The organism is Bacillota bacterium (genome assembly GCA_013178045.1).
In the GTDB taxonomy this organism is placed as follows: domain Bacteria; phylum Bacillota; class Ch66; order Ch66; family Ch66; genus Ch66.
In genome coordinates this window covers 128,471-154,965 of sequence record JABLXP010000002.1, presented here as the reverse complement: position 1 = coordinate 154,965, position 26,495 = coordinate 128,471, and the positions used below count along the sequence as shown (strand labels likewise).

Sequence of the window (26,495 nt, the reverse complement as noted above, 5' to 3'; positions counted from 1 at the left end):
TACCACCTAATTTTACCACAAGTAGGTCCACCTGACTATAATATTCAATAAGTTTTAGTTTGGTTTGAATATTTCTTTGGGATTAGGAGAATTCTTGTGTAGATGGGCTTTGTTTACGCCGTCGGAGGGGTAGTGTATTGAAAAGCCAACTGAGTCACTTATTCATTGGGTTAGCCGTTTTAATCATTGGAATTATCCAAATCGTTACCCTAAAAATCGGAGCGCTCATCATCCATGATGCGATCGATTTTCGGCTTCATCGCTTTGGCTGCCTTCGCTTAGTTATGGCCGTGGTTTTAGCCATACTAAGCATCTGGTTGCTCTGGGAGACGCTGTTTTGAGAAGACAAAAATAATGAAAAACCCTTCTCCAACCGAGAAAGGCTTAAATTCAAATAAACTATAATTCAATAATTTGGATACTAATCATATACTTAGCTTCGCTATTCAGAATTAAGCCCAATTTTTCCAGGCGATCTGTTAAACAACGGCCCTCATACTCTCCTTCTAGCTGCAGGGCAAACCGGTTAATCAATTTTTCCTCTATTATATGAACGGTATTGGAAGAAAGTTCTTGGGCCTGCTCTTTAGTTTTTGTCGCAGTTCGCTTCTCTCTCATTTTTGAGAAAGATAGGCCAAGTTCTTTCGTTTTCTTATAATACGTCCCCCGGGAAACATTCCATGATTCAATAATCCCCTTGACCCCAATTCGCGGATCATCCCGCCACTTGAGCAGGAGTTCCCTCTGCTTTTCTACGGGCAAAGACCCAAATTCTTCTTTAGGAATAACATTATCATACATGTTATAAACCTTCACCTCTCCTGGCTTCATATATTCTTTTCTTTGTTTACGATCCATACAATCAGCGGGCAGCCGCATCCGCCCGACTCTGCCCAGCCTTGATGCTCTGTGGCGTGCTCCACTGATAACTTTCCGTTTTTCTTTCAAGTCTTGTGCCCAAAATTGCTCAAACTGATCTTGCATCTTAACTTAAATCACCAATAAATATAAATATACAACCTTAACATTCTTATTATTACCAAAAGAAATAATAATTATAGTTTCTTAACAAAAAGTACTATTATAACCGATTGGCAGTTATCAGTTTTGGTTTAGAAATATCAAGGGTGACTGAATAAACAGCCACCCTTTTTGTTTACTCTTATGCCCTGTCTGAGAAAAAGCAGAAATAAAATTAAAATAGAAATGGTCGGAGCGAGGTGATTTGAACACCCGGCCTCTTGCACCCCAAGCAAGCGCTCTAGCCAAGCTGAGCTACGCCCCGACGCATCAGTTATTTTACCAGGAAAGCACCCTAATGTCAAGGTCAAGTCCCGGGTTGGTGGTGTGTTCATTCTGTGATAATGTCACCTTGAAATATTCTCTTGAAAATGTCACTTTGGTGTTTTTTTCCGGTTATTTACGAGAGGCAACAATACAAAAGCAAAAAACTCTCCGTGAACACCTAGAGCGCTTGCGAAATTCTGAAGTAAAGCCATACGATTAACGAATAAAATAACTCATCAACTGGTGGCCATGCTCAAACCTGAGCCCCGTTGCCCGGGCAGAGTCTTCGTCAAAACCACTAACCCCGCTGCTTAGCGGGCGGGATTTTTGGTAAATCAAGAAAGGTACTTCTTCCGCCACGTGGGTACGTACGCTCAAGGGAGTTGGGTGATCCGGCAGGAGCAAAACCTTATAGTCATCATACTCTTGCAAGCCATCCAGGAGTACTCCCAGTACTTTTTCATCAACCTCTTCGATGGCCTTGATCTTTGTCTCCAGTTCACCTCGATGGCCGGCCTCATCCGGGGCCTCAATATGTATGTAGACAAAATCTTGGCCCCGCTTAAGTTCAGCAAGCGCAGCCAGAGCCTTGCCTTTGAAATTGGTGGTAATGTTGCCAGTGGCGCCGGGAACCTCAACCACATCTAGACCAACACACACACCTAAACCCTTGGTCAGATCAACCGCTGAGATCACCGAACCGGTTAGTTGGTACCGTTCGGCAAAACTGGTCAAAGCCGGTTTCCTTCCTTGACCCCAGAACCATAGCGAAGTAGCTGGCCGCATCCCTCGACGGACACGGGCCAGATTGATCGGGTGTTCAGGCAGGAAGCGGCTGCTTTCCATCATGAGCTTCAGCAGAATCTCGCTGCCCTCGCCTTTCGGTAGAAAGGCGGTAATCTTTTGGTCAGAAATATCATGCGGTGGCGTGAGGTCAAACTCCGCCGGACCATTTCGCCAGACCATCAAATGGCGATAGCTCACACCTGGGTAAAATTCGATGGACGGAGTGCCCAGGCGCCGATTGACTTCTGCGAGCAACTCGCGCGACTCCTCAGAACTGATCTCATCAGAGCTGTAATCGACCATGGTCTTTTGGGCATACTCAGGTTCATCCGACAGCGTCACCAGGTTGCAGCGAAAGGCCACATCGTTTTCACCCAGTGGTACCCCCATACTCGCTGCTTCTAAGGGAGAGCGGCCGGTATAGTAGACTTGGGGGTCGTAGCCCATGACCGAAAGGTTGGCCACATCGCTGCCAGGCGGCAAACCGTCCGGCACGGTTTTTACCATACCCACCTGGCCGGTGCGGGCTAAGCAATCCATATGGGGCGTTTTTGCGTATTGTAGTGGGGTGCGATCACCCAGTTCCTTGATCTTGTAATCGGCCATGCCATCAGGAACAAGCACTATGTATTTGATAAAACATTCTCCTTTCTTGTTAAGTGTGCCTTCATTGTAGTTAAACATTTCTTACAATATTTCTGCTCCCAGGGTACTGGGCAACAGTCTTTTAATGGTGCAATCTATTCCATGATCGGCCAAAGTCTTACGCATCGCCGCCTCAACATCGGCCAGATGTTCCCTGGCCAGAGCCACCACCGTCGGGCCGGCCCCGCTTAGGGCTACACCCAAAGCCCCGGCTTCTCTGGCCGCCTGGAAAACCTGGTCGAGCCCCGGCACCAACGCAGTCCGGTAAGGCTGATGCAGCCGGTCATCCATCACCTGGCTTATGAGTGCAAAATCCTGGTTTAAAAAGGCCATTACCAGCAGACAAGCACGACTGATATTAAAAACAGCGTCGACCAGTGGCACCTGCCGCGGTAAAACATTCCGCGCCGCCTGGGTGGATAGTTCAAATTTGGGGATCGCCACGATCACCTGCAGCCCTTGAGGTGGAGCAATCCGACGATAACACAGTCCCGACCCCACCTGAGCACAAACCACTATTCCGCCCAACAGAGCTGGCGCCACGTTATCCGGGTGCCCTTCCAACCCAACAGCCAGTTCCAGTAGTTGGTCCAGGGACAACCGTCGGCCGGCCAACTCATTGGCCGCCAGGATCCCACCAACTAAGGCTGCAGCACTGCTACCCAGGCCCCGTGCCACCGGGATCTGATTAGTCAGCTTTATCCCAATTCCCTGGGGATGATAGCCGGACTGGTTAAAAACTTGACAGGCCACCTGATAAACAATGTTGGTGTCGTTGGCAACAATCTGACCAGTTCCTTCTCCCTCAACGACAATCTCCAGGCCGGCCGGCGTCTCCCACATCTCCAGGTAATTGTATAAACACAAAGCCATGCCTAATGTATCAAAGCCTGGGCCAAGATTCGCTGTGGTGGCCGGTACCCGTACTCTTACCCTCCGCCCTTCATCCCCGCTTCCCGGCCGTACCGTGGACAACTAAAACTCCCCTCCTTCAACCCTGATGACGTTCTGGATTGCCCCGACCATCGACATCCCGTCTAATATCTTCAAGGCATCCTGAATGTTTTCTTCCTGGACCTCGTGGGTCACCAGCACGATCTCGGCCATCGTGCCCTCGGTACGTTTCTGGATTACTGAAGCCAGGCTGACGTTTTGGTTACCAAACACCCCGGCGATCCCTGCTAACACCCCGGGGCGGTCTTTAACCTGCAGCCGGATATAGTATTTACTCCTAATCTCACCGATTGGTTTAATACGCTTATGTTCCAGACATGTACACGATATCCGACCTGTATTCTGGTGTATCAGGTTGCGGACGACTTCCATGATATCGCTCACTACCGCACTGGCAGTCGGTTTCTGGCCGGCGCCCCGACCATAGTGCATAATCTCTCCAACAAAATCGCCACGGATAAAGATGGCATTGAACACGTCATTCACCGAGGCCAGGGGATGTTTCTGCGGAATAAAAGCGGGGTGCACGCGGACCTCAACTTCGCCGTTGTCACACTTGCCGATGGCCAGCAGTTTAACGACATACCCTAATTCCCGGCCGTACTCGATATCCTGAGGTGTGATCCGGGTAATCCCCTCAGCGTAAACGTCGGAGAAAGTCACCCGGCTGCCAAAAGCGATTGACGCCAGAATCGCCAGTTTTCGGGCCGCATCCAATCCCTCTACATCGGCAGTAGGGTCCGCCTCCGCATAACCGAGGGCCTGCGCTTCGGCTAAAACCTCGTCAAATGAGCGGCCTTCAGTAGACATCTTGGTCAGAATGTAGTTAGTTGTCCCATTCACAATTCCCATTAACATGTGGATCTGATTGGCGGCCAGACTTTGCTTCAAGGGCAGAATAATCGGGATTCCCCCACCGACACTGGCCTCGAAGTACAGATCTCGCCCGTGCTTCTGGGCCGCGGCGAATAATTCTTTGCCATGAAGGGCGATCAGGTCCTTATTGGCTGTGACCACGTTCTTTCCCCGGTGCAGGGCCTCCAGGATAAATGTTCTGGCTGGTTCGATTCCGCCCATTACCTCCACAACAATATCAATCTCGGAATCGCCGAGAATAGTTTCCGCATCGGTAGTTATTCTCGCTGGTTCAATCCCCAGCGCAGTGACCTTCTCCCGGTCCCGCTCCAGAATCATTTTGATCTCGACCGGTACACCGAGACGCTGAGCGATGTGCTGACCATTCTGGTGGAGCAGCATTACTACTCCCGAACCAACCGTACCACACCCCAGCAAACCAATTTTCACTGATTTCTCCATATTGTAACCTCCCTTTGTATGTAAAAATGACTTAGCTGCGTCCGATCAATTCTACCTTTTTTACCCCCTTCAGGTAAGCCAGGTTGGTTAGTAATTCTTCGACCTGGACAGTTAACTGGTCGGCTTCGATGGACAGGGTAGCGTTAGCCATGCCATGAAGCGGGATACCCTGGTTGATCGTGAGGATATTACCTTGTGCTTCGGCTACGGTGTTCAATACATTGGACAAGACACCGGCCTGATGTTCCAATACTAGACTGATGGTAATGATGTTATTCAGCCGCGCGTCAAAAAAAGGAAACACTCCATCTTTATACTTGTAAAAAGCACTCCGGGAAAGACCTATTCGTTCAACTGCCTCGTTAACTGTTTCCGCTTCGCCCCGACTCAACATTTCCTTGACCTGAATCGTTTTGACAATCGCTTCCGGTAAAATGTCCCGGCTGACCAGATAGAACTCCTTTTCCTTTCTTTTCAACGTCACACCCCCAGTGTCTTTCAGGGATGGATATTTATCTTTACATGGTAGACATTATAGCACCACCTCGCCGGATTGGCAACCATTTTTAAGTTTTTTTCACAATCATGTTAATAGTGCTGTAATAATCAAATATGAATTGAGAAGGACTTTCAATCTCAATGTAGAAATAACAGGAAATAACGGAATGATCTTTTGCCGGAGGTGAGAACATGAATACAATTCTGTGGGCAACTTTGATGGGTTTAATGGCGGGTGGACTCGGTACTATCTCCGGTGGCTTGATCACCGTCTGGTTTGGCCGCTTACGGGAAGGTTTATTAAGTGTGATCCTCGGATTTTCTGGTGGCATTATGCTCTCCATCATCTGCTTTGACCTGATCCCAGAAGCGATTCGGGTAGCCGGCCTACCCTATGGACTCTTGGGATTAATCGGGGGAGCGATCATGCTGACCCTGGTTGACCTGTACATCCCTCATTCACACGAAACCGCCGAAGATAAAAAATCGCACTTCATCAGAGCCGGCATCCTGCTGGCCATTGGTTTGACCATGCACTCGCTTCCAGAAGGGCTGGCAGTTGGGACCAGTTTCGCAGTAGGTCACCTTCTAGGTTTAAAATTAACTCTGATTATAGCTCTTCAGAAGTTCCCCGAAGGAATGGCCATCGCCGCCCCTCTGCTCCTGGGCGGCATTTCCCGCAGCAGAACCGTGCTGTATACTTTTCTGGCTGGACTGCCGATGGGTCCTGGCGCCCTGCTTGGCATTCTCATCGGCGGAATCTCTCCCAACATTCTGTCCGTCGCCCTAGGCTTTGCCGGTGGGACCATGCTGTTTATTACCTGTGATTCCCTGATCCCTGATGCTCATCGTCTCTCTCAGGGACATACAGCCACGTTTGGGATTGTGACCGGAGTAATTGTGGGAATTATTTTTTCCTATCTCTGGCCACTGTAAACTCGACCTGCTATATCTGATAATATTTTAGGTCACCCAACTGGGTGACCATAGATTCTTGGATTCCGTTTGCTTAATGGCTACAGCCAGACATGACAAAGCGGCCCCTAACAAGATCCGCCCTTGCGGTTTCAGGGGCCTGGTCGAGAATGGACCACTGAGATAGCTAGATGATGATACAGATAAGCCCACCGCTCCCCTCGTTAACAATGCGTTGGATTGTTTCCTGGAGCTTGGATTGTGCATTTTCCGGCATCCGGTAAAGTTTACTTTGGATGCTTTCCCGCACCAGATCGTGCAAAGTCTTACCAAAGATGTTCGACTCCCAAATCTTTTTGGGGTCTTCTTCGAAGTCGTCCAGCATGTAGCGTACCATGTCTTCGCATTGCTTTTCTGTGCCGATAATCGGAGTAAATTCCGCAGCAATATCGGCTCGAATGATGTGCAGCGAAGGAGCCTGGCCTTCAGTTTTACTCCAAAGCTTCTCCCCTGTCTGATCAGCTCGGGTTCTTCCAATACCATGTCATCCAGCCGGGGCATCACCACCCCGTAACCGTGTTCTCGCACCTCTTGCAGGGCACCTGCGACTTTATCATACTCATTCTTGGCCACGCTCAGTTCCTTGATTAAACGGAACAGGTCATGATCGCCCTCGATCCGGAAACCACAAACTTCCTCGAGCACTTGGTAAAAGAGGTATTCCATCTCTAGAATATCAATGGTCGCCACCCCAGTACCCAGGTTCATCTCCTGCAGAGTGACATCCTGGACAACATCACACTCTGACAGTTTCTCCACCGCTTGGTCGATATCACGTAGACGTTTGACATCACTGAGCGCATCCTTAACCGCAGTTTCCAGCTTGTGCCGAAGCCAGTGGTGATGGTCGAGCTCTTCCACCCACCGGGGTAAGTTTATATTGACTTCCCGAACTGGGAACTCATAAAGCGTTTCTTCCAGAATCCTAATTAGGTCATCCTGATTAAGCTGGGTACAGTTCACTGGTAACACCGGGACGTCATACTTACACTCTAATTCATTCACCAGTTCCGCCGTCTCCCGAGCGTAAGGCTGGGTTGAGTTAAGCAGGATGACAAACGGACGGTCAAGTTGTTTTAATTCCTCGACAACCCGTTCTTCCGCATCCACGTAAGCATCTCTGGGAATATCAGTGATCGTTCCATCAGTAGTCACCACGATCCCAATAGTGGAATGATCAGTAATCACCTTGCGAGTGCCGACCTCGGCCGCCTCTTGAAACGGAATTGCTTCTTCAAACCAAGGCGTCATCACCATCCGCGGTCCGGTCCCTTCTTCGTAACCGACTGCACCGTTTACGGTATAGCCAACACAATCAACCAGCCGAACTTTCGCCTTCAGCCCATTTTTGACGGTGACTTCAACGGCCTCATTAGGAATGAACTTGGGTTCTGCGGTCATGATCATTCGGCCAGCTGCGGCCTGGGGCAACTCATCCTTGGCCCGTTCTTGATCATACTGATTTTTAATATTGGGGATAACCAGCAACTCCATAAACTTCTTGATAAACGTCGACTTGCCGGTACGCACCGGGCCGACTACTCCGACGTAGATATCACCACCAGTGCGTTCGGTGATATCACGAAAGATGTCCACTTTCTCCATCAGCTTTCCCTCCTTCATTGATTAATGAGATGTAAAACCCGGCGGTCCCAGTCTGGTTGAAACTGTAGCTCATCCATCCCTCCCCCTTACCCAATGGATGCGAATTGCTGAAGATAAATGTCTCCTGACCTAAATTCAAGAATTTGGCATGCATTAACATTATATATATATTTTGAGTAAAGCACGAATATTACCAAAAACAAAAAAATGGCCCACCATTCACGGTGAACGTATTAAATGAAAAAACCGAATTCCTACCAAACAGGCAACAAAAAAACGGGCGGACCCGTCCGCACTGGTTCATTCTCTCCAATTGTCTGCATCACATTTACCCGTACTTGATGGTCTACCAATCTTTGCGCTCGCGGACCACTTCTTCCACTTCATGAGTCTTCAGGCGAAGCATTAAATTATCCACGGCTTCGCGCGGGTCAAGATGATAAAAAAGCACACGGTAAGTCTGGTTCGTAATCGGCATCTCTACTCCATACTTCTCGGCTAGACGGTACGCGGCCCGGGTGGTCTCGACCCCCTCGACAACCATCCCGATGCTAGCCAACACTTCGGAGAGCGACTTCCCCTGGCCAAGCTGAATCCCGGCGCGTCGGTTCCGGCTGTGCATACTGGTACACGTCACCACCAAGTCCCCAATACCGGATAAACCGGCGAAAGTTAAAGCCTCAGCCCCCATGGCCACACCCAGGCGAGATATTTCCCTAATCCCCCGCGTAATCAGCGCCGCCTTGCTGTTGTCCCCATATCCCAAACCATCAGCAATACCGGCGCTCAGGGCAATGATATTCTTCAGCGCCCCCCCTAATTCTACCCCGATAACATCTGGATTGGTATATACGCGAAAGCGCGGCGTCATAAAGACATCCTGAACATACTCAGCCACCTGACGCTGATGAGCAGCCGACACAATGGCGGTTGGTAAATCTCGGCTCACTTCTTCCGCGTGACTCGGTCCGGAGAGAACGGCAATTTGCTGATGCATGGATGCAGGTAGTTCTTGTTTGAGCACTTCCGTCAGTCGGAGCAGCGAATTTATTTCAATCCCCTTAGCTGTGTTAACCACAATCGTCCCTCGACTGATAAAAGGTCGAGCCTGGGCAATAACTCCTCTTACCGCCTGGGATGGAACTGATAACACCACCAGTTCCGCCCCAGTCAAGGCCGCCGCTATATCTGCGGTCACTCTGACCGAAGAGGGAATGGTCACCCCCGGCAGAAAGCGCTGGTTTTCCCGTGTGTGCTGGATAATCTCAACGCCGTCTTCCACCCGGCCCCACAGCCAAACCAACCACCCTTTCTTTGCCAGTAAAACAGCGAGAGCCGTCCCCCAGCTTCCCGCCCCGAGAACAGCTATCTTCCCTTTCATATATATTGCATATACCACCCTTCAAAATGAAATTATTTGAGTCTGGTTCGCCCTTCGCCGATCCGAGGCTCAGTCCCCTTACGGAGCCGTTGAATATTGGGCCGATGTCGGTAGATCACAAAGGCGCCCGCAGCAAACCCAAACAATAAGTAAGCCCAGGAGTGGGTGAAGATCCACATGAACAAAGGAGTACAAACCGCCGCGACGATCGAGGCCAACGAAACATAGCGGGTCAATAACAGGGTGACCACCCAGACCACCACCAGACTCAAAGTAACGCTGGGGATCAGTCCGAGGATAACCCCAGCGCCGGTGGCTACCCCACGCCCCCCTTTAAAACCCAGAAAAATTGACCAGTTGTGCCCGGCTATCGCTGCCAGTCCAGCCAGGATCGCTAGGACTTCGCCGCCGTAGGATCTACCTAGCAAGACTGCCACCACCCCTTTCAGGATGTCCCCAGTCAATACCATCATCCCTCCTTTCGGACCAAGAATCCGAAAGGCGTTGGTTGTACCAATGTTTCCGCTGCCGTATTTCCGGATATCAATACCCTTCAAATAGCGGCCAACCAGCAGACCAAAAGGAATTGACCCTAACAAAAAAGCGATCAGCAAGACAATGAGCTTGGACACCTAATTCTCCCTCCTTACCTTTTTCCCCCTTCATCTTCCCGACGCCGAACGATCATCCGGACTGGTGAACCCTCGAAACCAAAATTCTGGCGCAGTTGATTTTCCAGATACCGGCGGTAAGAAAAATGTAATAATTCGGGTTCGTTAACAAAAAAGACAAAGGTTGGAGGTTTCACCTGAGTTTGGGTCACGTAGAGAATTTTTAAGCGCCGGCCTTTGTCCGTTGGCGGCGGATTCAATTGGGTGGCTTCCCGGATCACGTCATTTAAGGCAGAGGTTGTAATGCGCATCGAGTACTGTTCAGCAACAAAGTCCACTAATTCCAGAATCTTGGGAACTCGCTGTTTAGTCAGTGCCGAAACATAGATCGTCGGTGCATACTGCATGAAGGCCATAGCGTCTCGGATTTCCTTATCAAACCGGTTCATCGTTTTATCATCTTTAATCAGCAAGTCCCACTTGTTAACGACGATAATTGCGGCTTTTCCTGCGTCGTGGGCATAGCCCGCGATCTTTTTATCCTGCTCAGTCACACCGACAGTAGCGTCAATCACCACCAACACCACATCACTTCGGTCAACAGCACGCAGCGCCCGGATCACACTGTAGCGCTCTGTCGGCTGGTCAATTTTGGCTTTCCGCCTCATGCCCGCGGTATCAATCAAAATGTACGCGCGGCCGTCTCGCTCAAAATGAGTGTCGATGGCGTCTCTGGTCGTTCCCGGCACATCGCTGACGATCACGCGATCTTCGCCCAGAATCGCATTGACCAGCGACGACTTGCCGACATTCGGCCGGCCAATCACCGCTACCTTGATGACGTCTTCCTCGTACTCCTCCTCTGGCGCAGCGGGAAAGTAAGCGGTCACCTGATCCAGCAGATCGCCGACATTCATGCCCTGAGCTGCGGAAATCGGGATCGGCTCTCCCAGGCCCAATTCATAAAATTCGTAATAGTTTGCTGGTTTTTGGAAGTTGTCCACCTTGTTGGCGGCCACTACGACTGGTTTTTTTGAACGCCTTAAGATATGAGCGACCGCTTCATCATCCGGGGTGATACCGGCCCGCGCATCGAGAACAAAAACGATCACGTCGGCTTCGTCCATGGCCAATTCCGCCTGCCGCTTGATCTGCAGCGACATAGGATTATCATCTTCAAAGAGGATTCCGCCCGTGTCCACCAGGGTGAACTGCCGGCCAAGCCACTCGGCATCCCGATAGAGACGATCTCGGGTGACGCCCGGGACGTCTTCAACAATGGCAACCATTCCACCCGTGATTCGATTGAAGAGAGTTGATTTGCCAACATTCGGCCGACCGACGATGGCGACAATCGGTTTGGGCATGTTAACACCTCCAAAGCCCATTCGCGCCGTTTCTACGCACCCGAATGGATCAGTCGCTACCGCAAAATCTTTCGCCCTCTTACTCGTTGGTGCTCGCGGCCTACTCCAGGGTCCGGCGGCCCCAAGACCGTTTCCACCAGCCCCTTAGCGGTGTTTTCCGCCACCCGGATCTTTACCCCCAGCCGATCGCTTAAGTCGTCAACAGTCAGGTCATCCAAGAAAACTGTTTCCCCTTGCCGCAGCATCACCCCAGGAATAATCACCTCACTTTCAGGGTCCGGCGGGTTATGTTCAAACATAGTGATCAGATCACCACCTGTCAATAAACCGGTTACCGTTATACTGGGGCCAAAGAAACGATTTTCGGCAACCCGCAGGTCCACCTGCAGGCCGTTGATCTTCCTAAGCCGGCTCACCACGCGGCTCAGTACCTGTTCCCCCAACACGCCGGTAATCACCGTAACTTTTTTCGCTGGTTGAACGGTCCGGGGCAGTCCAGCCTCAAGCGCGAAAAATCCATCGAGAAATAAACGGGCCAGGCCAACCCCGTTTTCCGTCTGAGGAAAATCATCATATTCTTCGGTAGGCGGAAAATCCTCACCAGCCAGGAGATAGATTTCATCCGATAAATACACAAACGCCTGTCCAAAGCGCTGACGATAAGCCGTCTGCCAGGTCTGGACAACCTCAATCAACTGCCTGGCCTCTGGCGGACGCAGTAGGCGCAGAGGATACAGCCCCGTGCGAAACTGGGTTAATCCCACGGGGACTATCGCCACTGACTGAACAGATGGCCAGAACTGAGCCAGATCGCGCACTGTCTGGTGCAGGTGCTCACCGTCGTTTAGCCCCGGGCACAGGACGATCTGGGTATGCATCTCAATCCCGGCACTGGCAAGCTGCTCGAGCTGCTCCCTAATACGGCCAGCTGCCCTGTTCCCCAGCATTTTTACCCTTAAACCCGGGTCTGTAGTATGCACAGATATATACAGAGGACTCAGTTTAAGTTTGATAATCCGTCGAAAATCCTTATCCCCCATATTGGTTAACGTAATAAAGTTACCCTGGAGCAACGAGAGTCGGTAATCATCATCCTTATCGTACAAAGTAGCCCGACAGCCGCGGGGTAGCTGGTCAACAAAACAGAAAACACACTTGTTTCGACAGCGTTTCAACCCATCAAAGGTCGCCGAGGCGAACCGGACCCCCAGCTCCTCATCGTAATCTTTCTCGATTTCGATCAACCATTTCTCTCCGTTAGCCTTTTCCACTTCGAGGGCCAGTTCTTCATCGGCGCAGGCATACTGGTAATCAATCAAATCCCGTATCTGGCACCTGTTCACGCGCAGCAGCCGGTCGCCTGCTTCAAGCCCAACTTCTTCGGCCAGGCTATTCGGCAGAATACCAATAATCTCAGCTACCGGTACCTCATTTGGTCTGGACATAGCCACCCCTGCTTTTCCTGCCGTCGCTAAAGTCATAAAAAGGCAGCTTATCTGCTGCACTAACTCTCTCACCATTATCCAACATTCGCCAACTTTAGTCAAGAAAACAGTTCTTCCTTAACAGCGGTCACCAGTTTGACCAGGTCCAACCGAATTTTTTCCGCGCCCCGGTTCAAAAAAAAGCGTCCCAACGCTCTCATCCGAAGTCCTCTTGTTAATAACCCACCCAGGCGGATCTCAAAGTTATTCTGCTGACTAACGTCAACCATTAATAAAATCGAAGCAGGGAGTTCAAAAATATCTAACAGACATCTCACCGTCCTGGCAATAACTTCTGCCTGATCACCAACCCCAAGGGTGTAGACTTCATGGCCGGCTTCGTCATATCCGCGGAAGATCGGTCGCCAGACTGCCTGAGTTCGATAGTTCATCTCTTGCAGTGACTTAATCCAGCGGTTAAAGCAGACTGAGTTGGGCTCCCCAATGCCACCCAGGTGGAGAGTGGCGGCTAACAACGAGCTGTTAACACCAGTGGGACAGACATAAATAATCTTCATCCAGTCTCACCTTCAGCCTGTTGTTTCACCATTTTGACCAGATTAACCATACGCGGGAAAGCCAATTTGGTCCCCCAGATGACAATCGGCCGACCGAGTCTCACCAACCCCATCCGTCGTGAAATGAATCCACCTACTTTCATTGGTAAATTTACACAGGAAAGTGCATTGACCACCATCAGGTCTTTGCCGGTGATTCCTATCAGAGCGGCAATCCCCCGGACAATCGGACCAAACTTGTCACCGAGATTTCGTTTACCCACAGCGAAGACTTGATTTCCCTTTTCATCCTGCCCCATAAAGTGAAGAATCCCGTGGTCACCCAACGTGGTTTCATCATAATACGGTAATCGGAGCAATTCCTCGGTTGTCGGCTGACGGTCAACAGACAAGAAGCCCAGGTGAATACCAGCTACAGTAATTGAAGAATGGGAACCACCGTAACAGTGATAAATGATCTTCATCGGTTGCTCCTAATGTCTGACAATAAGATAGACCCCGTTTTCCAGGTCGTGGACATTTCCACCCAAAATCCGACTTAGGTATAAGGCTAAACGCTCTTGTTCCTCCTCATCCCGGGCAATAAACACCGGCACGCTGCCGCCAACCAGGTGCGGCTCACGCGTCACCACCGCCTGGAGTTGATCTTTAATCAACACTTCCATACTTCCACCACTCTTTTCTATCCTTATTAATCAGGGATAGTTTGTTAGCTTGTGGTTCCTCCAGAGTATCTCTCAGTCAGCTGCCGAACGGCTAACCCGGGTCGATAAGGGCATTCGTTTTGCGCTTTCCAGAACCGGCACTCGACCAACGGCCTCCACCAGACACTCGATGTCAGGCTCGTTTGGCAGAAGGAAAATCGCGATTTCCCCAGTGTCAATATCTTTGCGGGCCAGCGGGTTAAACTCGGGTTCGCCAATTTCTTTTTTTGAACCAAGTAACGCCGCGGCCACATGGAGAATGGCCTGGCGCTGACCAACTGTATTGAGGGTTGCTCGGGCGTTATCATCTTTAGGTTTGAGGACCACGCCCAGACCCTCTTTTAGTATTTTCTCCCGAAACGCTGGCAGGCCGACATTCATGATGACGATTTGATTGACTTTGAGAAAGGCCCCGTCAAAGTGTACCTGACCGGGGACCACCTCGGCGATGTCGCGGACCCATTCGCCCCGCATCAGCCGTCCGAAAAACAGGATCAGGATAATTCCTGTCACCACCCCTGGTACCCAGCCCAGGAAATAAGTCGCCAGACTGGTCCCCAGGGCCGTGGCCATCACCAGATAATTGCGGGCTTCAAAAACACGGGCGATCCCCTCAATGTAATCAAACCCGCGCGGCACTAATTCCATCTGATCCAATCTTGAGAGAGTCTCGCGCTCAATGTTCCGCACTTCACGGAACTGCTGGGCAGCCAGGGCCAGGAACGTCACCGCGGTGTAATCGGGTTTGGCGATAGCCGGCACAGCGACTGCCCCGAGGGCAGCCGCGATAAAGCCGAGCGACAGATGAGTCACAAAACCATGGGGATAACTGGGATATTGTCGGTAATCAATCCGCAGCATATACAATCTGGCCAGTACCCCCAGGATTATGCCCACGGAAATAGTAACCAGGTGTTGCTGGATCATTTCTCTTGCCGGTCATCAGTAGAATCGGATGAACTCTCCCGGCGGCTAAGCACCCGCACCTTACCCAGCAGATTAGCCCATTCTTTTCCACCCAGTTGACGAAGTTTACCGACTGCACCTGGCCAGTTGCCGGCACTTAAGAGGAGAAACGCGCCCCCCGCCACGATAAGAATTCCCAGTATCCAGGCGATCGCTCGGCCGCTGCCGCCAGTATCAACTACCCGACCAACCGCCGCACCTGGCGCTCCTGGGGCAGCAGTTGCCACTCCCAGCACCTGTGGGATCACATCGGCAAACAATGTTACCCCGCGCATCGCCTGATCTTTGCTGTTCTTATCTGCGCCAACCTCGATCAGCAGTGCCGCTGGACTGAGGTCCTGGTTATAACTGCCGCGACCAATAAAGATCCCTTTACTTAATCCTGGATGGGTCTTGTCCATCACAGCCTTGACCTTTTTCGCGAAACTCAGGTTCGCAGAATACCGCGGATTCTGCCTGCCAACCACCAACTTAACTTTGGTGCAATCCTGTCCCCCGACATTGGACTGGTACGCCCTGGCGGGCACCGCGTCCCGGTGAACGTCGAGCAAGATCTGCGGTCGAGCCTTCCTCATTAATTCCATCGCCGTTCGGCGCGACCGGTGATAGGCATTTGCATCATGGGGAGCATGGGACGCATCATTCAGGTCACAAGTTATCCCTTTGGCCTGGATGGCCTTTTGCAGTTGCGCGGCCACATCTTTAATGCCGCCGCCCCCTTTAATGCTGGCCTTACCGTCACTGGGGACATATGCTTCATCATCATGGGTGTGGTAAATGCCGACTTTGGCTCCACCACGCGCTTCTACAGTCTGGGCCAAAGCAGCAACTGCAGCTTCCTCTTCTGGGCTCAAAGCAATTTCCTCGTAACCAATCAACTCCGCCTGGGCGGTGTCACCCTGGATTTGGGTGATCCGGTAATGCCGGTTATCCTCAGCGATGTATTCGTCTCCCACAAACACCGGGAGCGCCGTTTCCATCAGTACTCGCCCGCGGGAATCGATCACGGTATAGTACCGACCATCATCCCGTTCCATTTCGTACTTACCCATTCCAATCACACCAAGGGAATTAAACACCGGTGATATCGCCTCTGCCACCGGTTCAGGTAGGTATCCCTGTTGCCAACTGGCAACGGTAAGAACGGCCAGAACCCCCAGAAGGATCATTACACTGGTCAAGCACTTACGCATTTCTGTCACCTCCGGCCGTTTTTTCTCGGGTCTCATTAGGGTTATTCTTTTCGGCGTCGGGTTCAACCAGTGGCTTCCGCCCCGGCTCGGGCGACAGGCGAAATCCTTTCAGCCGGTCGGTGAGCTTCTCTGGACGACCCTCTCTGGCTGGTCCACCCTGAATTCGTTCTCGGGCCTCGCCAACGATCTCGGCCAGTAGAACTGCCACCAGGCCGGCCAGGACAATTGAGTCAAACGCCCCGGCCCCCCCGATGGCCACCCGCCCGGGCAGGCCGGTAGCCAGCAGATAGATGTACTGACCTATATCCAGGAGCAGCACGCCCAGGGCCGCGGCAATAAAGGCTGTCCGGCGTGATCTGCCGACCAGATAGGCCACAAGACCACCAACCAGTGGGTAGATGTATAGAGGATCAATGAAGATTCCTTCTGGTTCGGCACTCAGAAAACGACCCGTGAAATAAACCACCACCCCGGTGACGGCGGCCGCGATCAGCGCGCGAACCCACTCCTTAGTAGTCCCCGCCCGGCTCAAGACGTAAACAGCCAGACCGATTGGCACCAGGCCGCCACCAACATTAATGGAAGCGCGCGCCCCAAGGGGGAGCGTGATAAAACTCCCCACGACCATCGCCGCGATTACCCCCAGCGCCCCTTTATCACTGAGGCGCATCCGGTCCAAAACCCGGTGGGCTAAGCCAAAGTAAACCAGGATCGAAATGATTAATAATGCTAACATACCGATAGGAAACCTGGGCATAAAAGTTCTCTCCTTTCAAACAAGGTGTTCTCACTATATCTTGCCCGAGCAGCACCAAAACTATACCGTAAATACTGGTTTACCGCTTTTACCACCGCAAAATCCCTCGTAAGCAGGTAAAAAAGGGAGAATGAAAAAAGTTGCCCCCTGTGGAACAACTTGTTCAAATGATATAAGTTCAAATGATATTATCGATTCCGTCTCGCCAGGGCTGCAGTGTTCACCCCTCTTTGCTCAAGCCATTCGCGCGTACGTCCGAGAATTACGATTGGACACTGCTGCAACTCGGCTCGATTACGGGCCCCAGTCATCAAAAAGATTGACCGCAACTGATAACCCGTTTTCTGAATATGTTCCTGCAGGATTTCCGGTGACCCCTGGACCAGAAGCTTGAGATAGTGCCCGGCGACCCCAACCAGTTCCGCCCCCAATGCTAAAGCCTTGGCCATGTCGAGGGCCTGGCGAATACCGCCAGAAGCAATCAGGTGCAGGGGTAGCTTCAGATCGGCGGCTGCGGCCAGGCTGACCGCGGTCGGGATCCCCCACGCCAAAAGCTCCTCCCCAAACAGGGAATTACCACGCCGACTTTCAATGGCAATAAAATTTGTTCCCCCTTGTCCGGCTACATCAAGGTAGGTCACTCCTAATCCGTACAGCCGCGTGATCGCCTCCCGGGACATACCGAAGCCAACCTCTTTGACAATGACCGGCACTGGTGAAAAGCGAAGGATCTCGGTTAGATTCCGAATAATATCCCGAAAATCCCGATCGCCTTCGTCCATGGCCAACTCTTGCGGGATATTCAAGTGAACCTGCAGGCCATCAGCCTCAATCATTTCAATCGCCTGCATCGCCCGTTCAACCGGGGTTAAGGCACTTACATTAGCCAGAATTACCCCGTCTGGATTTACGTCCCGCACCACGTCAAAAGTTTCCCGCACCCGGTCATCTTCTAAAGCCGCCGTTTGTGAACCGACTGCCATGGCCACGCCGGTGGACCGGGCAATTTCCGCCAGGGCACGGTTGATCTCCAGGACCTCCCTAACTCCCCCGGTAATGGCATTGATAATCAGTGGAAGATTAAGTTTTTTCCCAAGAAAACTACAGCTCACGTCCACATCGTCCAGAGCCAGGGCCGACACCGCCTGGTGAATTAATCTGACATCTCCGAACCCACTGGTCTCTGGCCCATCGTTCAAGGCTAAACTGTGTTTAATATGCTCCAGTTTACGCTTCTGTCTATTTCTCATGGCTCCCCCTGTTCTCAATCCGTCGCACCAACTGGCATGCCAATTCGTAATCTGCCGGGGTATTTACATTAAAAAACACCTCATCGGGGTCGGCCAACTGACGAATTAATTCTTCCTCAATATATTTTACCCGAACCCGAGAGTAAAAAGCCGTTAACTTGTGGATATCATGGTGGAGGCACTCCTCAATCGCGGGAATACATCTTTTAGAATATACGGCGTGTAAAGGTTGGAGATAAGGGCCAAGGCGGGGCACAACCACGTCGTCCTCAGCCGTCGTCTGACCAAGGAGATACTGAATTAACTGAACACTGACAAAAGGCATGTCACAAGCCACCACAAACCCATGCTGATGAGAAGCCGCCAGGAGGCCGGCATGAACACCGCTCAAGGGGCCCTGTTGGGGGATGACATCCGACACCACTTTTCCCCCTAGCCCCGCATAAAGTTCCGGCTCATTGGTCACGATCACGATTTCCCTCAATATTTGCCGCAGCACACTGATAATATGCTCGATTATTCTTTCCCGGTCAATGATTAAAAAAGCCTTATTCATCTGCATACGGGAACTTTTGCCCCCCGATAAGATTATCCCACTGACTTTCATTTACTACCTCCGTTCTTCCCCTGAATATTAAATTTCAACATCGGGGACAATAATTCCTTTGGTTAGAAAAAGGAAAACCCGGCTACCAGCCGGGTCCTAAACCGCTCAACCGAATCCACCACGCTGATTGCAACCACTACAGCTTTCGCTTGGTCCAGCCACACTCCCTGACTTTCCACCGATGGCAAATGGGGTAAAGATTTGACGCGGATGGCTGGCGCCACATTCAGGGCAGGTCACTTTTTCTTTTTCTTGATTAGATACACGCACAGTAAAACGATGTCCACAGCTGTCACACTTAAAATCAAAGAAGGGCACCAGCAAAACACCTCCTGGTCTTGAAAAGATTGGTTTACCTAGTTGTAGTGTCTATTCTTTTAGACGCTTACTTTTGATCCACACCCGATTTCATTTCACCCACGGCCTCCTGGACGGTTACCATCGGGGCCGGGGGTTGATTGTCTAAATACTCCCGATACTCCGCCGCCTGCGCTTCGGCTTTCGCCTGGCTGATGCTCAAGCTGATCCGCTGTTCGGCCGGCTTGATTTCCAGGATTTTCACCTTGACCTCTTCGCCTACCCGCACTACGTCATCGGGCTTACCCACCCGCCGGTCGGCAAGTTGAGAAATATGCACCAGCCCCTCAATCCCCGGTTCAAGCTGCACAAACACCCCGAAAGGCACCAGCCGCATTACTCTACCGGTAACAATTTGGCCAACCGCATACTTTTCCTCAACCTTCTGCCACGGGCTGGGCGTCACCTGTTTTAGGCCAAGAGAAATCCTCTGTTTGGCCTTATCAACCGCCAAGACCTGAACCTCAACTTCATCCCCTTCCTTGACTACTTCTGAGGGGTGCTTAATGTGGGTCCAGGACATCTCCGAAATGTGGAGCAGACCATCCGCTCCACCCAAGTCCACAAATGCGCCGAAATTGGTCAGCCGACGGACAATCCCGCGCCGGACCTGCCCTTCAGCAATATTCTCCCACAACTCTTGCTGGGCACGCGCGTATTCATCCTCGAGAATGGCTTTTTGCGATAAGACCACCTTGTTCTTGCTGCGGTCAAGTTCAATAACCCGCAAACGAAGTGTTTTGCCAAGATAATTTCCCAGATTAGCCACGTAACTGCGCTCGATCTGCGAGGCCGGTACAAATCCACGGGCCCCCACGTCAACCAGCAGTCCACCCTTAACCACCTGTGTCACTTCACCGGTAATTTCTTTCTTCGACTGAAAAGCCTCTTCCAGCCAGTCCCACGCCCTAGCCTGATCGGCCCGCCGCTTGGAAAGAAGCATATTACCTTCGTCATTTTCCACCCGCAGCACCAGAACGTCTATTTTTTCTCCTGTCCGGACAGTATCACGGGCAGAAGCCAAATTTCGAACCGAAAGTTCCTTTAAGGGGATAATTCCTTCTGATTTACCGCCGACATCGACCAATACTTCATCATCCCGGACCTGGACAACCGTCCCAGTAATGATATCACCCGGTTTGATGTCTTTAAAGGATTGAAAATGAGCATCCATCCCTTCTTCTGCATCTTGCTCCTCAATTTTCGGGTCAAGGTTTGGTGCCAGATCAGTTTTGACCTGTTCTTGAGCAGCAGCGTTGTCCTCACTAAATTCCATCATTCTTTCTTTTACCTCCTCAATGATCCATTCTGGGGTTGATGCCCCGGCAGTTAACCCCACTCGTTTAACCCCGTTAAACCAGGTGGGGTCCAATTCGTCCGCGGTTTCTACCTGGTAGGCAGGAATACCACACCTGAGACACAGATTGGTCAGTTGACGGGTGTTAGCGCTGTCTCTATCACCAACGACAATAATTAAATCGACCTGTCCAGCCAGCTCAAGAGCTGCCTCCTGGCGTTCGCGCGTCGCTGGACATGTTGTATTGTAAGCCCTGAGCTCATGACAGCATTCGACCAGGGCTCTGACCACCTGAAAGTACTTGTCTTCCGGATAGGTGGTTTGACTGATGACCGCTAGGCGAGCACTGGCCGGAACCATCTCCAACTGATCGACCCCGTTTATCACGATCGCCTGGCTGTCAGACCAGCCGATGATGCCAATCACCTCAGGATGTTCAGCCTCACCTACAACCACCACCTGATACCCTTCTCGCGTCAATTGACGGGCCAGTTCCTGAACCCGACGCACCCGGGGACAGGTGGCATCGATCAAGGTTAAACCCCTGGTCTGAGCTGCCTCCCAGACCTCAGGCGAGACGCCGTGTGAACGGATCAGCAGTCGGCCTGAGGGAACCGCCGCTGGGTCGTGCACCACCTTCACACCCTGAGCAGCCAGTTTTTCAACAACTTGATGATTATGAACAATTGGCCCAAGCGAATACAAAGGTTCATCACTCAGTTTGGCTGCCCGCTGGGCTAACTCGATCGCTTTGGTCACCCCGGCGCAAAAACCCGCCGATCTGGCTCGAATAATCTCCAATAAACCTCAACCCTCCTGCCAAACTGGTCAACAAATAGTTTACTTCGCGATTATCTGGTCAAATCCTGCAAACAAAGCGCCAATTTCGTCCATGATCTCCTGACTGACTACTTCCAGGGTCTTCGTGGTTAGTTTCTGCTCAAAGTAGTCACTATAAACCAAAGGTTTCCCAATCCGAACAGTAAAAGGATGAAACCATCCTTTAGCAAAAAGTCGTTGGGTCTCAATACAGGCCACGGGTACGATCGGAGCACGTGCCTTCAGCGCGATCATCGCTGCCCCGGGATGGGGTTTTTGCAATTCCCCCGTCTTACTCCGCGTCCCTTCAGGGAACAGGCCAAGAATTTTACCATCTTCTAAAATCTGGAGTGCATGACGGATCGCCTGGCGATCGGGTTGGCCACGCTTCACTGGGAAAGCGTTCAGACGCACCAGAAGGCTGCCGAAAACAGGTATCTGGAAAAGTTCTTCTTTCGCCATAAAATGCACTGGTCGGTTCAAAGCGCAGCCCACGACCACCGGATCCCACCAACTGACGTGGTTGGACACCACAACAACTGGTCCCTGGGGGGGAACATTCTCCAGCCCCTCTACTCGCCAACGGCAGCACAAGCGGAAAAACCAGCGCAGTATTTGGCGCAATATGGCATAAAGCACTAAGCTTCTCCTCCTTGGCAACAAGTCAAAATCTTATCAACCACCTCTTCAACTGACAAACCAGTAGTGTCAATCAGAACAGCATCAGGAGCTTGTCTCAATGGGGCAACAGCCCGCCGGCTGTCTAACTCATCCCGCTGCATAATATCTCGGCGTAATTCTTCCAGATCAACCACGTAGCCCTTCGCGGTCAGTTCCCGCCGCCGACGTTCAGCCCTCTCTTCGATGGAAGCGGTAAGAAAAAACTTGTATTCAGCATCTGGAATGACAAAACTACCAATATCCCGGCCATCCATGACTACCCCGCCGTTCCCAGCCAGCCGCCGCTGCAGAATGACCATACGGCGACGAACTCCTTCCACCATGGCCACCCATGATACCTGCTGCGAAACTTCTGGAGTTCTAATCAAGTCAGTCACGTCTTCTCCATCACAAAGGACCCGCTGTCCGCAGTCACCCTGGTTAACCATGACAATTTCCGTCTCTTCCGCCAGTTTAGTCAAGACTTCAGCGTCCCGGACATCGATCCCGAGCCGGAGGGCTTTTTGGGTTAAGGCCCGGTACATAGCCCCCGTATCAATATATAGATATCCCAGCCGTTTGGCAACAATCCTGGCGACAGTACTTTTTCCGGCCCCGGCTGGCCCGTCAATAGCGATTCTTGGCTGGTGCAAAATACACTCACTCCCCGTTCAGGAATATTTTAGCACAATCCCAGGAGCTTGTCAGTTTTAATTTCGTTTGGTGAAAAATAAACAGCCAGGCGGCTGTTTTAGGGTTTAGTATATGTTCTTTAAGATTAATCTAACCAGATGTTACTGTAATAAGTTGAGCAATTTTTCCGCAAACCCGGGAAAAGAAACATTGACGCACTCTGATCCTCGGACTATTGTCTGGCCACGGGCAACCAGACCGGCCACTGCTAACGCCATTGCCATCCGGTGGTCATCATAAGTGTGACAGACCGTGCCAGTCAAGTATTCAACTCCTTCGATCTCCAGCCCATCTGGACGGGCAGTCACCCGGGCCCCCAGCCGGCATAATTCCGTCGCCACCGCCTCAATCCGGTCAGTCTCTTTAACCCGAAGTTCAGCAGCGTCCTTGATCACCGTCTTCCCCTCGGCCAAAGAAGCAGCCACTGCCAGCACAGGAATTTCGTCAATCAGCCGCGGGATCAGGTCGCCCTCGATGGTGACACCTCTGAGCCGACTGGTCCGGACCACCAGATCCGCTACTGGTTCGCCGGCCGTCTCTCGCTCGTTTTCGACCTGGATGTCAGCACCCATTTGCCAGAGAACCTCTAAAATTCCGTTTCGGGTCGGGTTGATCCCGATATTCAGCAAGCGTAATTCAGACTGCGGCACCAAACAGCCTGCCACCAGTAGAAAGGCTGCGGAGGAAATATCGCCCGGCACGACGATTGTTTGGCCAACCAGCCGCGGCCGGCCATGGACCGCGATCTGTCTTCCTTCAATTGTTAACTCAGCCCCAAAGTTCTTCAGCATTCTCTCCGTATGGTCACGGGACGGCACTGGCTCGCTCACCTTTGTTATCCCATCTGCAAACAGGCCCGCCAGTAGCACCGCCGACTTGACCTGAGCGCTGGCGACCGGCAAGGTATAGGCGATCGGCTGCAAATTGCCGCCGGAAATAGCCAGTGGTGCCAGGGTTCCTCTACGGCGTCCGTTAATCCGGGCGCCCATTTGCCGCAAAGGCTCAACCACTCTCCCCATCGGTCGGCGCCGGATCGATTCATCGCCCGTCAGCACGCTGAAGAAATCCTGTCCAGCCAGAATCCCCATCAGCAAGCGGGTGGTTGTCCCGGAATTGCCGGTATCCAGCACCTGGTCTGGCTCCCGCAGGCCGTTTAAACCGCGCCCCTTAACTTCCAGCGAAGTCGGTCCGGTCTGCCGAATGTCCACCCCCAGGGCCCGACAGCACGCTACGGTGCTCAAGCAGTCGGCTCCCATGAGGAAGTTCTCGATCTGGGTTGTACCTTCAGCCAGGCTGCCCAACATCACTGCCCGGTGGGAGATCGATTTATCACCGGGAACTGTCACCTCTCCCCGTAACTGTTTGACTGGCTGAAGATGTAGATCAACATGCTGCTCCTGCATGGTGGTTATCCTCCCGTAAATTTTATTCACCGTCTCCGGGCCACCAATCCCTGCTCCCGCAGGGTCTCAAAAGCACTGGCCGCAGTTTCCTCGCGGGTAAAGCCCAGCCGGATCGTGCCACCGTCACCTTCCCGTACCCGCAGGATCTCGATATCAGCAATGTTTAAACCTCGTTCTCCCAGACTATTGGCAATCTGGGCGATCATCCCGGGCCGGTCAGGCACATTGACCACGACCTCAAATATACCCGGCAGCAACCCTTTCTTTTTCTCGGGAATAACTGTTCTTAAATCTTTCGCTCTGATCAAGCCCGCTAAAATCTTCTCATCAGCTCCAGTCTCCAGGTCATGGATCAGGCTGTCCAGGCTCTCCCGAAACAGATGTAAGCACTGCCGGATCGGCTCGCGGTTAGCGGTACAAATATCACGCCAGAGGGCCGGGTCACCGGAAGCAATTCGGGTAGTATCTCGAAATCCTCCCGCCGCTAGCTGCCAGGTAATTGGGTGTTTTTCCGCGATTTTTCCTACCGTATTAACCAGATTCATCGCCACCAGGTGAGGCAAGTGACTGACCGCCGCCACCAGCAGGTCGTGTTCCGTCGGGCTGAGTTGCAGGACGTGGGCACCAATCCCCTCGAATAACCGCTGCAACCGGTCAACCGCCTGTGGGCTGCTTTTGGGCGTGGGGGTAAGCACATAAACTGCGTTTTCGAACAGGTACGGATCAGCATTTTGAACACCCTGCTGTTCCGATCCGGCCATAGGGTGGCCGCCAACAAACAAAACATGTCCGGGCAGGCATTCTTCCAGACGATTCACGATCCCTGTCTTGGTGCTGCCTACATCGGAGACAATCACTCCAGGGGCTAAACAATCGGCAATCGCCAGTGCTGTTGGCACAATTTGATTGACTGGCGTGCCTAAGATAACCAGATCGGCACCTTTTATGCCTTCGCGCTGGTCAGTAGTCCCCCAGTGTATTGCCCGCAAGGTCATCCCGCTCTGAATAGTCTCTTCATTTAAATCAATCCCGACAACCTCCGCGATCAGGTTACGCTGAATAAAAGCCATCCCGAGCGAACCACCAATCAACCCCAGACCAATAATGGCTGCCCGGTTAAATAGGTAGGGTTTTGTGTTAACCATACCACCTACCCCCTTAATCCCTTAAATGCTCCGGCCAACAGCTGCTGCTACCCGGCGCAGGTCGCTCATCATTAGGGCAAAATTGTCTGGGGTCAAAGACTGCGGCCCATCGGACAAGGCTTCACTCGGCTGAGGATGAACCTCAACGATCAAGCCGTCCGCCCCGGCAGCTACCGCCGCCCGGGCCATCGGAGACACGAGGCGCCACTTGCCAGTCCCGTGGCTGGGGTCAACGATGACCGGTAAATGGGTCAGGTACTTGAGCGCCGGCACCATGCTCAAATCCAGGGTGTTTCGGGTGTAGGATTCAAAGGTGCGGATCCCTCGTTCACAGAACATCACGTTGTAGTTACCGCCCAGCATGATGTACTCAGCGGCCATGATCCATTCTTCCAGCGTCGCTGACGGTCCTCGCTTCAGGAGAATCGGTTTGTTCGTCTTCGCCACTTCGCGCAATAAGAAGAAGTTCTGCATGTTTCTGGCCCCGATCTGCAGGATATCCGCGTAACTGCTGACTAAATCAACCGACTGGGGGTCCATGACTTCAGTCACCACTAAGAGCCCAGTCTGTTCGCGGGCTTCTGCCAGCAAACGCAGGCCTTCTTCCCCCAACCCTTGAAAGGAATAGGGCGACGTCCTGGGTTTAAAAGCCCCACCGCGCAGAATGGTTGCCCCCGCTTCCTTGACCCGGTAGGCCGTCTCCAGCAACTGTTCCCGGGATTCCACGGCGCACGGACCGGCCATCACCTGAACCTGATTACCACCGATTTCGATATTGCCCAGACGAATCACCGTATCGTCCGGATGAAAGTCACGGCTGGCCAATTTGAATGGCTGCAAGATCGGCACCACCTTATCCACGCCGGGCATAGCTTCCAGGGCCACCATCGACAAGCGAGTTTTATCCCCGATCGCTCCGATAATGGTCCGCTCCACCCCCTGGGACAGGTGGACGCTAAATCCTTCCTTCTCTAGTTTCGCTAAAACCTGGTCAATCTCTTCCTGATTTGCCCCTCGATTCATGACCACAATCATGTTTCTTCCCTCCCCGCATATTTTCCCAATAGGGCCAGGTGAAGATGCGGTTAAGACAAAAAGCACCCCGAGGCGGAGTGCCAGAAGTATCAATCACACCCGTCCTACCGTCCTACATGAGTTGTTCTTTTCCTCTACCGTGCTAACTAGCAACTTCCATCCTACAAACCCTACTGGTTAA

General features: G+C 52.0%; 26 protein-coding genes, 1 tRNA gene and 1 pseudogene. 2 read left to right on the top strand and 26 right to left on the bottom strand.

The features are described 5' to 3' along the window. Positions 1-137 precede the first annotated feature (137 nt). Positions 138-341 carry a hypothetical protein gene (locus HPY81_02540; GenBank protein NPV26338.1) on the top strand — a complete coding sequence of 68 codons (204 nt, stop codon included), beginning with the start codon at positions 138-140 and terminating at the stop codon, positions 339-341. Positions 342-399: 58 nt separating this feature from the next. Here HPY81_02540 and HPY81_02535 read toward each other — a convergent pair whose 3' ends face one another. The 6 genes from HPY81_02535 to HPY81_02510 all read right to left on the bottom strand — a co-directional run bounded on the left by HPY81_02535 (position 400) and on the right by HPY81_02510 (position 5,473). Beyond that, entirely contained in the window at positions 400-984 is a 585-nt protein-coding gene (locus tag HPY81_02535; protein ID NPV26337.1) for a hypothetical protein, read from the bottom strand. 223 nt (positions 985-1,207) lie between these two features. After that, a tRNA-Pro gene (locus HPY81_02530) sits at positions 1,208-1,285 on the bottom strand. Between the two features lie 218 nt (positions 1,286-1,503). Then, entirely contained in the window at positions 1,504-2,709 is a 1,206-nt protein-coding gene (locus HPY81_02525; GenBank protein ID NPV26336.1) for a cofactor-independent phosphoglycerate mutase, read from the bottom strand. A gap of 51 nt (positions 2,710-2,760) precedes the next feature. Further along, a complete protein-coding gene (locus HPY81_02520; GenBank protein ID NPV26335.1) occupies positions 2,761-3,693 on the bottom strand; it encodes a homoserine kinase in 933 nt (310 codons plus the stop codon). Next, positions 3,694-4,989 (bottom strand): homoserine dehydrogenase, encoded by a 1,296-nt coding sequence (locus HPY81_02515; protein ID NPV26334.1) that lies wholly within the window; start codon positions 4,987-4,989, stop codon positions 3,694-3,696. It abuts the gene before it with no gap. Positions 4,990-5,020: 31 nt separating this feature from the next. Beyond that, positions 5,021-5,473 (bottom strand): ACT domain-containing protein, encoded by a 453-nt coding sequence (locus tag HPY81_02510; protein NPV26333.1) that lies wholly within the window; start codon positions 5,471-5,473, stop codon positions 5,021-5,023. A 206-nt stretch (positions 5,474-5,679) separates the two neighbouring features. Between HPY81_02510 and HPY81_02505 the strand changes: the two genes are divergently transcribed. Beyond that, positions 5,680-6,423, top strand: a complete 744-nt coding sequence (locus tag HPY81_02505; protein ID NPV26332.1) for a ZIP family metal transporter — start codon at positions 5,680-5,682, stop codon at positions 6,421-6,423. 166 nt (positions 6,424-6,589) lie between these two features. Here the strand turns inward: HPY81_02505 and spoIVA are convergent. The 20 genes and pseudogenes from spoIVA to aroF form a co-directional block, all read right to left on the bottom strand. After that, positions 6,590-8,067: pseudogene (gene spoIVA / locus HPY81_02500) on the bottom strand (stage IV sporulation protein A). Positions 8,068-8,413: 346 nt separating this feature from the next. Next, on the bottom strand, positions 8,414-9,448 hold the full coding sequence (locus HPY81_02495; protein ID NPV26331.1) for an NAD(P)H-dependent glycerol-3-phosphate dehydrogenase: 1,035 nt from the start codon (positions 9,446-9,448) through the stop codon (positions 8,414-8,416). A gap of 32 nt (positions 9,449-9,480) precedes the next feature. After that, on the bottom strand, positions 9,481-10,080 hold the full coding sequence (gene plsY / locus HPY81_02490) for a glycerol-3-phosphate 1-O-acyltransferase PlsY (GenBank protein NPV26330.1): 600 nt from the start codon (positions 10,078-10,080) through the stop codon (positions 9,481-9,483). Positions 10,081-10,094: 14 nt separating this feature from the next. Next, on the bottom strand, positions 10,095-11,426 hold the full coding sequence (gene der, locus HPY81_02485; GenBank protein NPV26329.1) for a ribosome biogenesis GTPase Der: 1,332 nt from the start codon (positions 11,424-11,426) through the stop codon (positions 10,095-10,097). Between the two features lie 56 nt (positions 11,427-11,482). After that, positions 11,483-12,871, bottom strand: a complete 1,389-nt coding sequence (locus HPY81_02480; protein ID NPV26328.1) for a DUF512 domain-containing protein — start codon at positions 12,869-12,871, stop codon at positions 11,483-11,485. Positions 12,872-12,969: 98 nt separating this feature from the next. Continuing rightward, positions 12,970-13,428, bottom strand: a complete 459-nt coding sequence (locus tag HPY81_02475; protein NPV26327.1) for a DUF3189 family protein — start codon at positions 13,426-13,428, stop codon at positions 12,970-12,972. Continuing rightward, complete coding sequence (locus tag HPY81_02470; GenBank protein ID NPV26326.1) at positions 13,425-13,892, bottom strand: DUF3189 family protein; 468 nt, start codon at positions 13,890-13,892, stop codon at positions 13,425-13,427. The genes HPY81_02475 and HPY81_02470 overlap by 4 nt, the downstream gene beginning before the upstream one ends. A 9-nt stretch (positions 13,893-13,901) precedes the next feature. After that, entirely contained in the window at positions 13,902-14,093 is a 192-nt protein-coding gene (locus HPY81_02465) for a hypothetical protein (protein NPV26325.1), read from the bottom strand. 72 nt (positions 14,094-14,165) lie between these two features. Beyond that, positions 14,166-15,056 (bottom strand): hypothetical protein, encoded by an 891-nt coding sequence (locus HPY81_02460; protein NPV26324.1) that lies wholly within the window; start codon positions 15,054-15,056, stop codon positions 14,166-14,168. Continuing rightward, positions 15,056-16,291 (bottom strand): stage II sporulation protein P, encoded by a 1,236-nt coding sequence (locus HPY81_02455; GenBank protein ID NPV26323.1) that lies wholly within the window; start codon positions 16,289-16,291, stop codon positions 15,056-15,058. The genes HPY81_02460 and HPY81_02455 overlap by 1 nt, the downstream gene beginning before the upstream one ends. Next, positions 16,284-17,048, bottom strand: coding sequence for a DUF1614 domain-containing protein (locus HPY81_02450; protein NPV26322.1), 765 nt, complete (start codon positions 17,046-17,048; stop codon positions 16,284-16,286). The genes HPY81_02455 and HPY81_02450 overlap by 8 nt, the downstream gene beginning before the upstream one ends. 188 nt (positions 17,049-17,236) lie before the next feature. Further along, complete coding sequence (locus tag HPY81_02445) at positions 17,237-18,298, bottom strand: type 2 isopentenyl-diphosphate Delta-isomerase (GenBank protein ID NPV26321.1); 1,062 nt, start codon at positions 18,296-18,298, stop codon at positions 17,237-17,239. Further along, positions 18,288-18,905 (bottom strand): molybdenum cofactor guanylyltransferase, encoded by a 618-nt coding sequence (locus tag HPY81_02440; GenBank protein ID NPV26320.1) that lies wholly within the window; start codon positions 18,903-18,905, stop codon positions 18,288-18,290. Before HPY81_02440 ends, HPY81_02445 begins: the two co-directional genes overlap by 11 nt. A gap of 105 nt (positions 18,906-19,010) precedes the next feature. Further along, positions 19,011-19,223: a zinc ribbon domain-containing protein gene (locus tag HPY81_02435; GenBank protein ID NPV26319.1), complete on the bottom strand. Its 213-nt coding sequence runs from the start codon at positions 19,221-19,223 to the stop codon at positions 19,011-19,013. A 67-nt stretch (positions 19,224-19,290) separates the two neighbouring features. Then, the gene (locus HPY81_02430; protein NPV26318.1) at positions 19,291-21,360 is read right to left on the bottom strand and encodes a bifunctional 4-hydroxy-3-methylbut-2-enyl diphosphate reductase/30S ribosomal protein S1; all 2,070 of its coding nucleotides are present in this window, start codon (positions 21,358-21,360) and stop codon (positions 19,291-19,293) included. A gap of 39 nt (positions 21,361-21,399) precedes the next feature. Continuing rightward, positions 21,400-22,017, bottom strand: a complete 618-nt coding sequence (locus tag HPY81_02425; protein NPV26317.1) for a 1-acyl-sn-glycerol-3-phosphate acyltransferase — start codon at positions 22,015-22,017, stop codon at positions 21,400-21,402. Continuing rightward, positions 22,017-22,691 carry a (d)CMP kinase gene (locus tag HPY81_02420; GenBank protein NPV26316.1) on the bottom strand — a complete coding sequence of 225 codons (675 nt, stop codon included), beginning with the start codon at positions 22,689-22,691 and terminating at the stop codon, positions 22,017-22,019. The genes HPY81_02425 and HPY81_02420 overlap by 1 nt, the downstream gene beginning before the upstream one ends. 141 nt (positions 22,692-22,832) lie before the next feature. Next, on the bottom strand, positions 22,833-24,134 hold the full coding sequence (gene aroA / locus HPY81_02415; GenBank protein ID NPV26315.1) for a 3-phosphoshikimate 1-carboxyvinyltransferase: 1,302 nt from the start codon (positions 24,132-24,134) through the stop codon (positions 22,833-22,835). 26 nt (positions 24,135-24,160) lie between these two features. Next, positions 24,161-25,279, bottom strand: coding sequence for a prephenate dehydrogenase (locus tag HPY81_02410; GenBank protein NPV26314.1), 1,119 nt, complete (start codon positions 25,277-25,279; stop codon positions 24,161-24,163). 21 nt (positions 25,280-25,300) lie between these two features. After that, a complete protein-coding gene (gene aroF, locus HPY81_02405; GenBank protein ID NPV26313.1) occupies positions 25,301-26,314 on the bottom strand; it encodes a 3-deoxy-7-phosphoheptulonate synthase in 1,014 nt (337 codons plus the stop codon). Between the last annotated feature and the right edge of the window lie 181 nt (positions 26,315-26,495).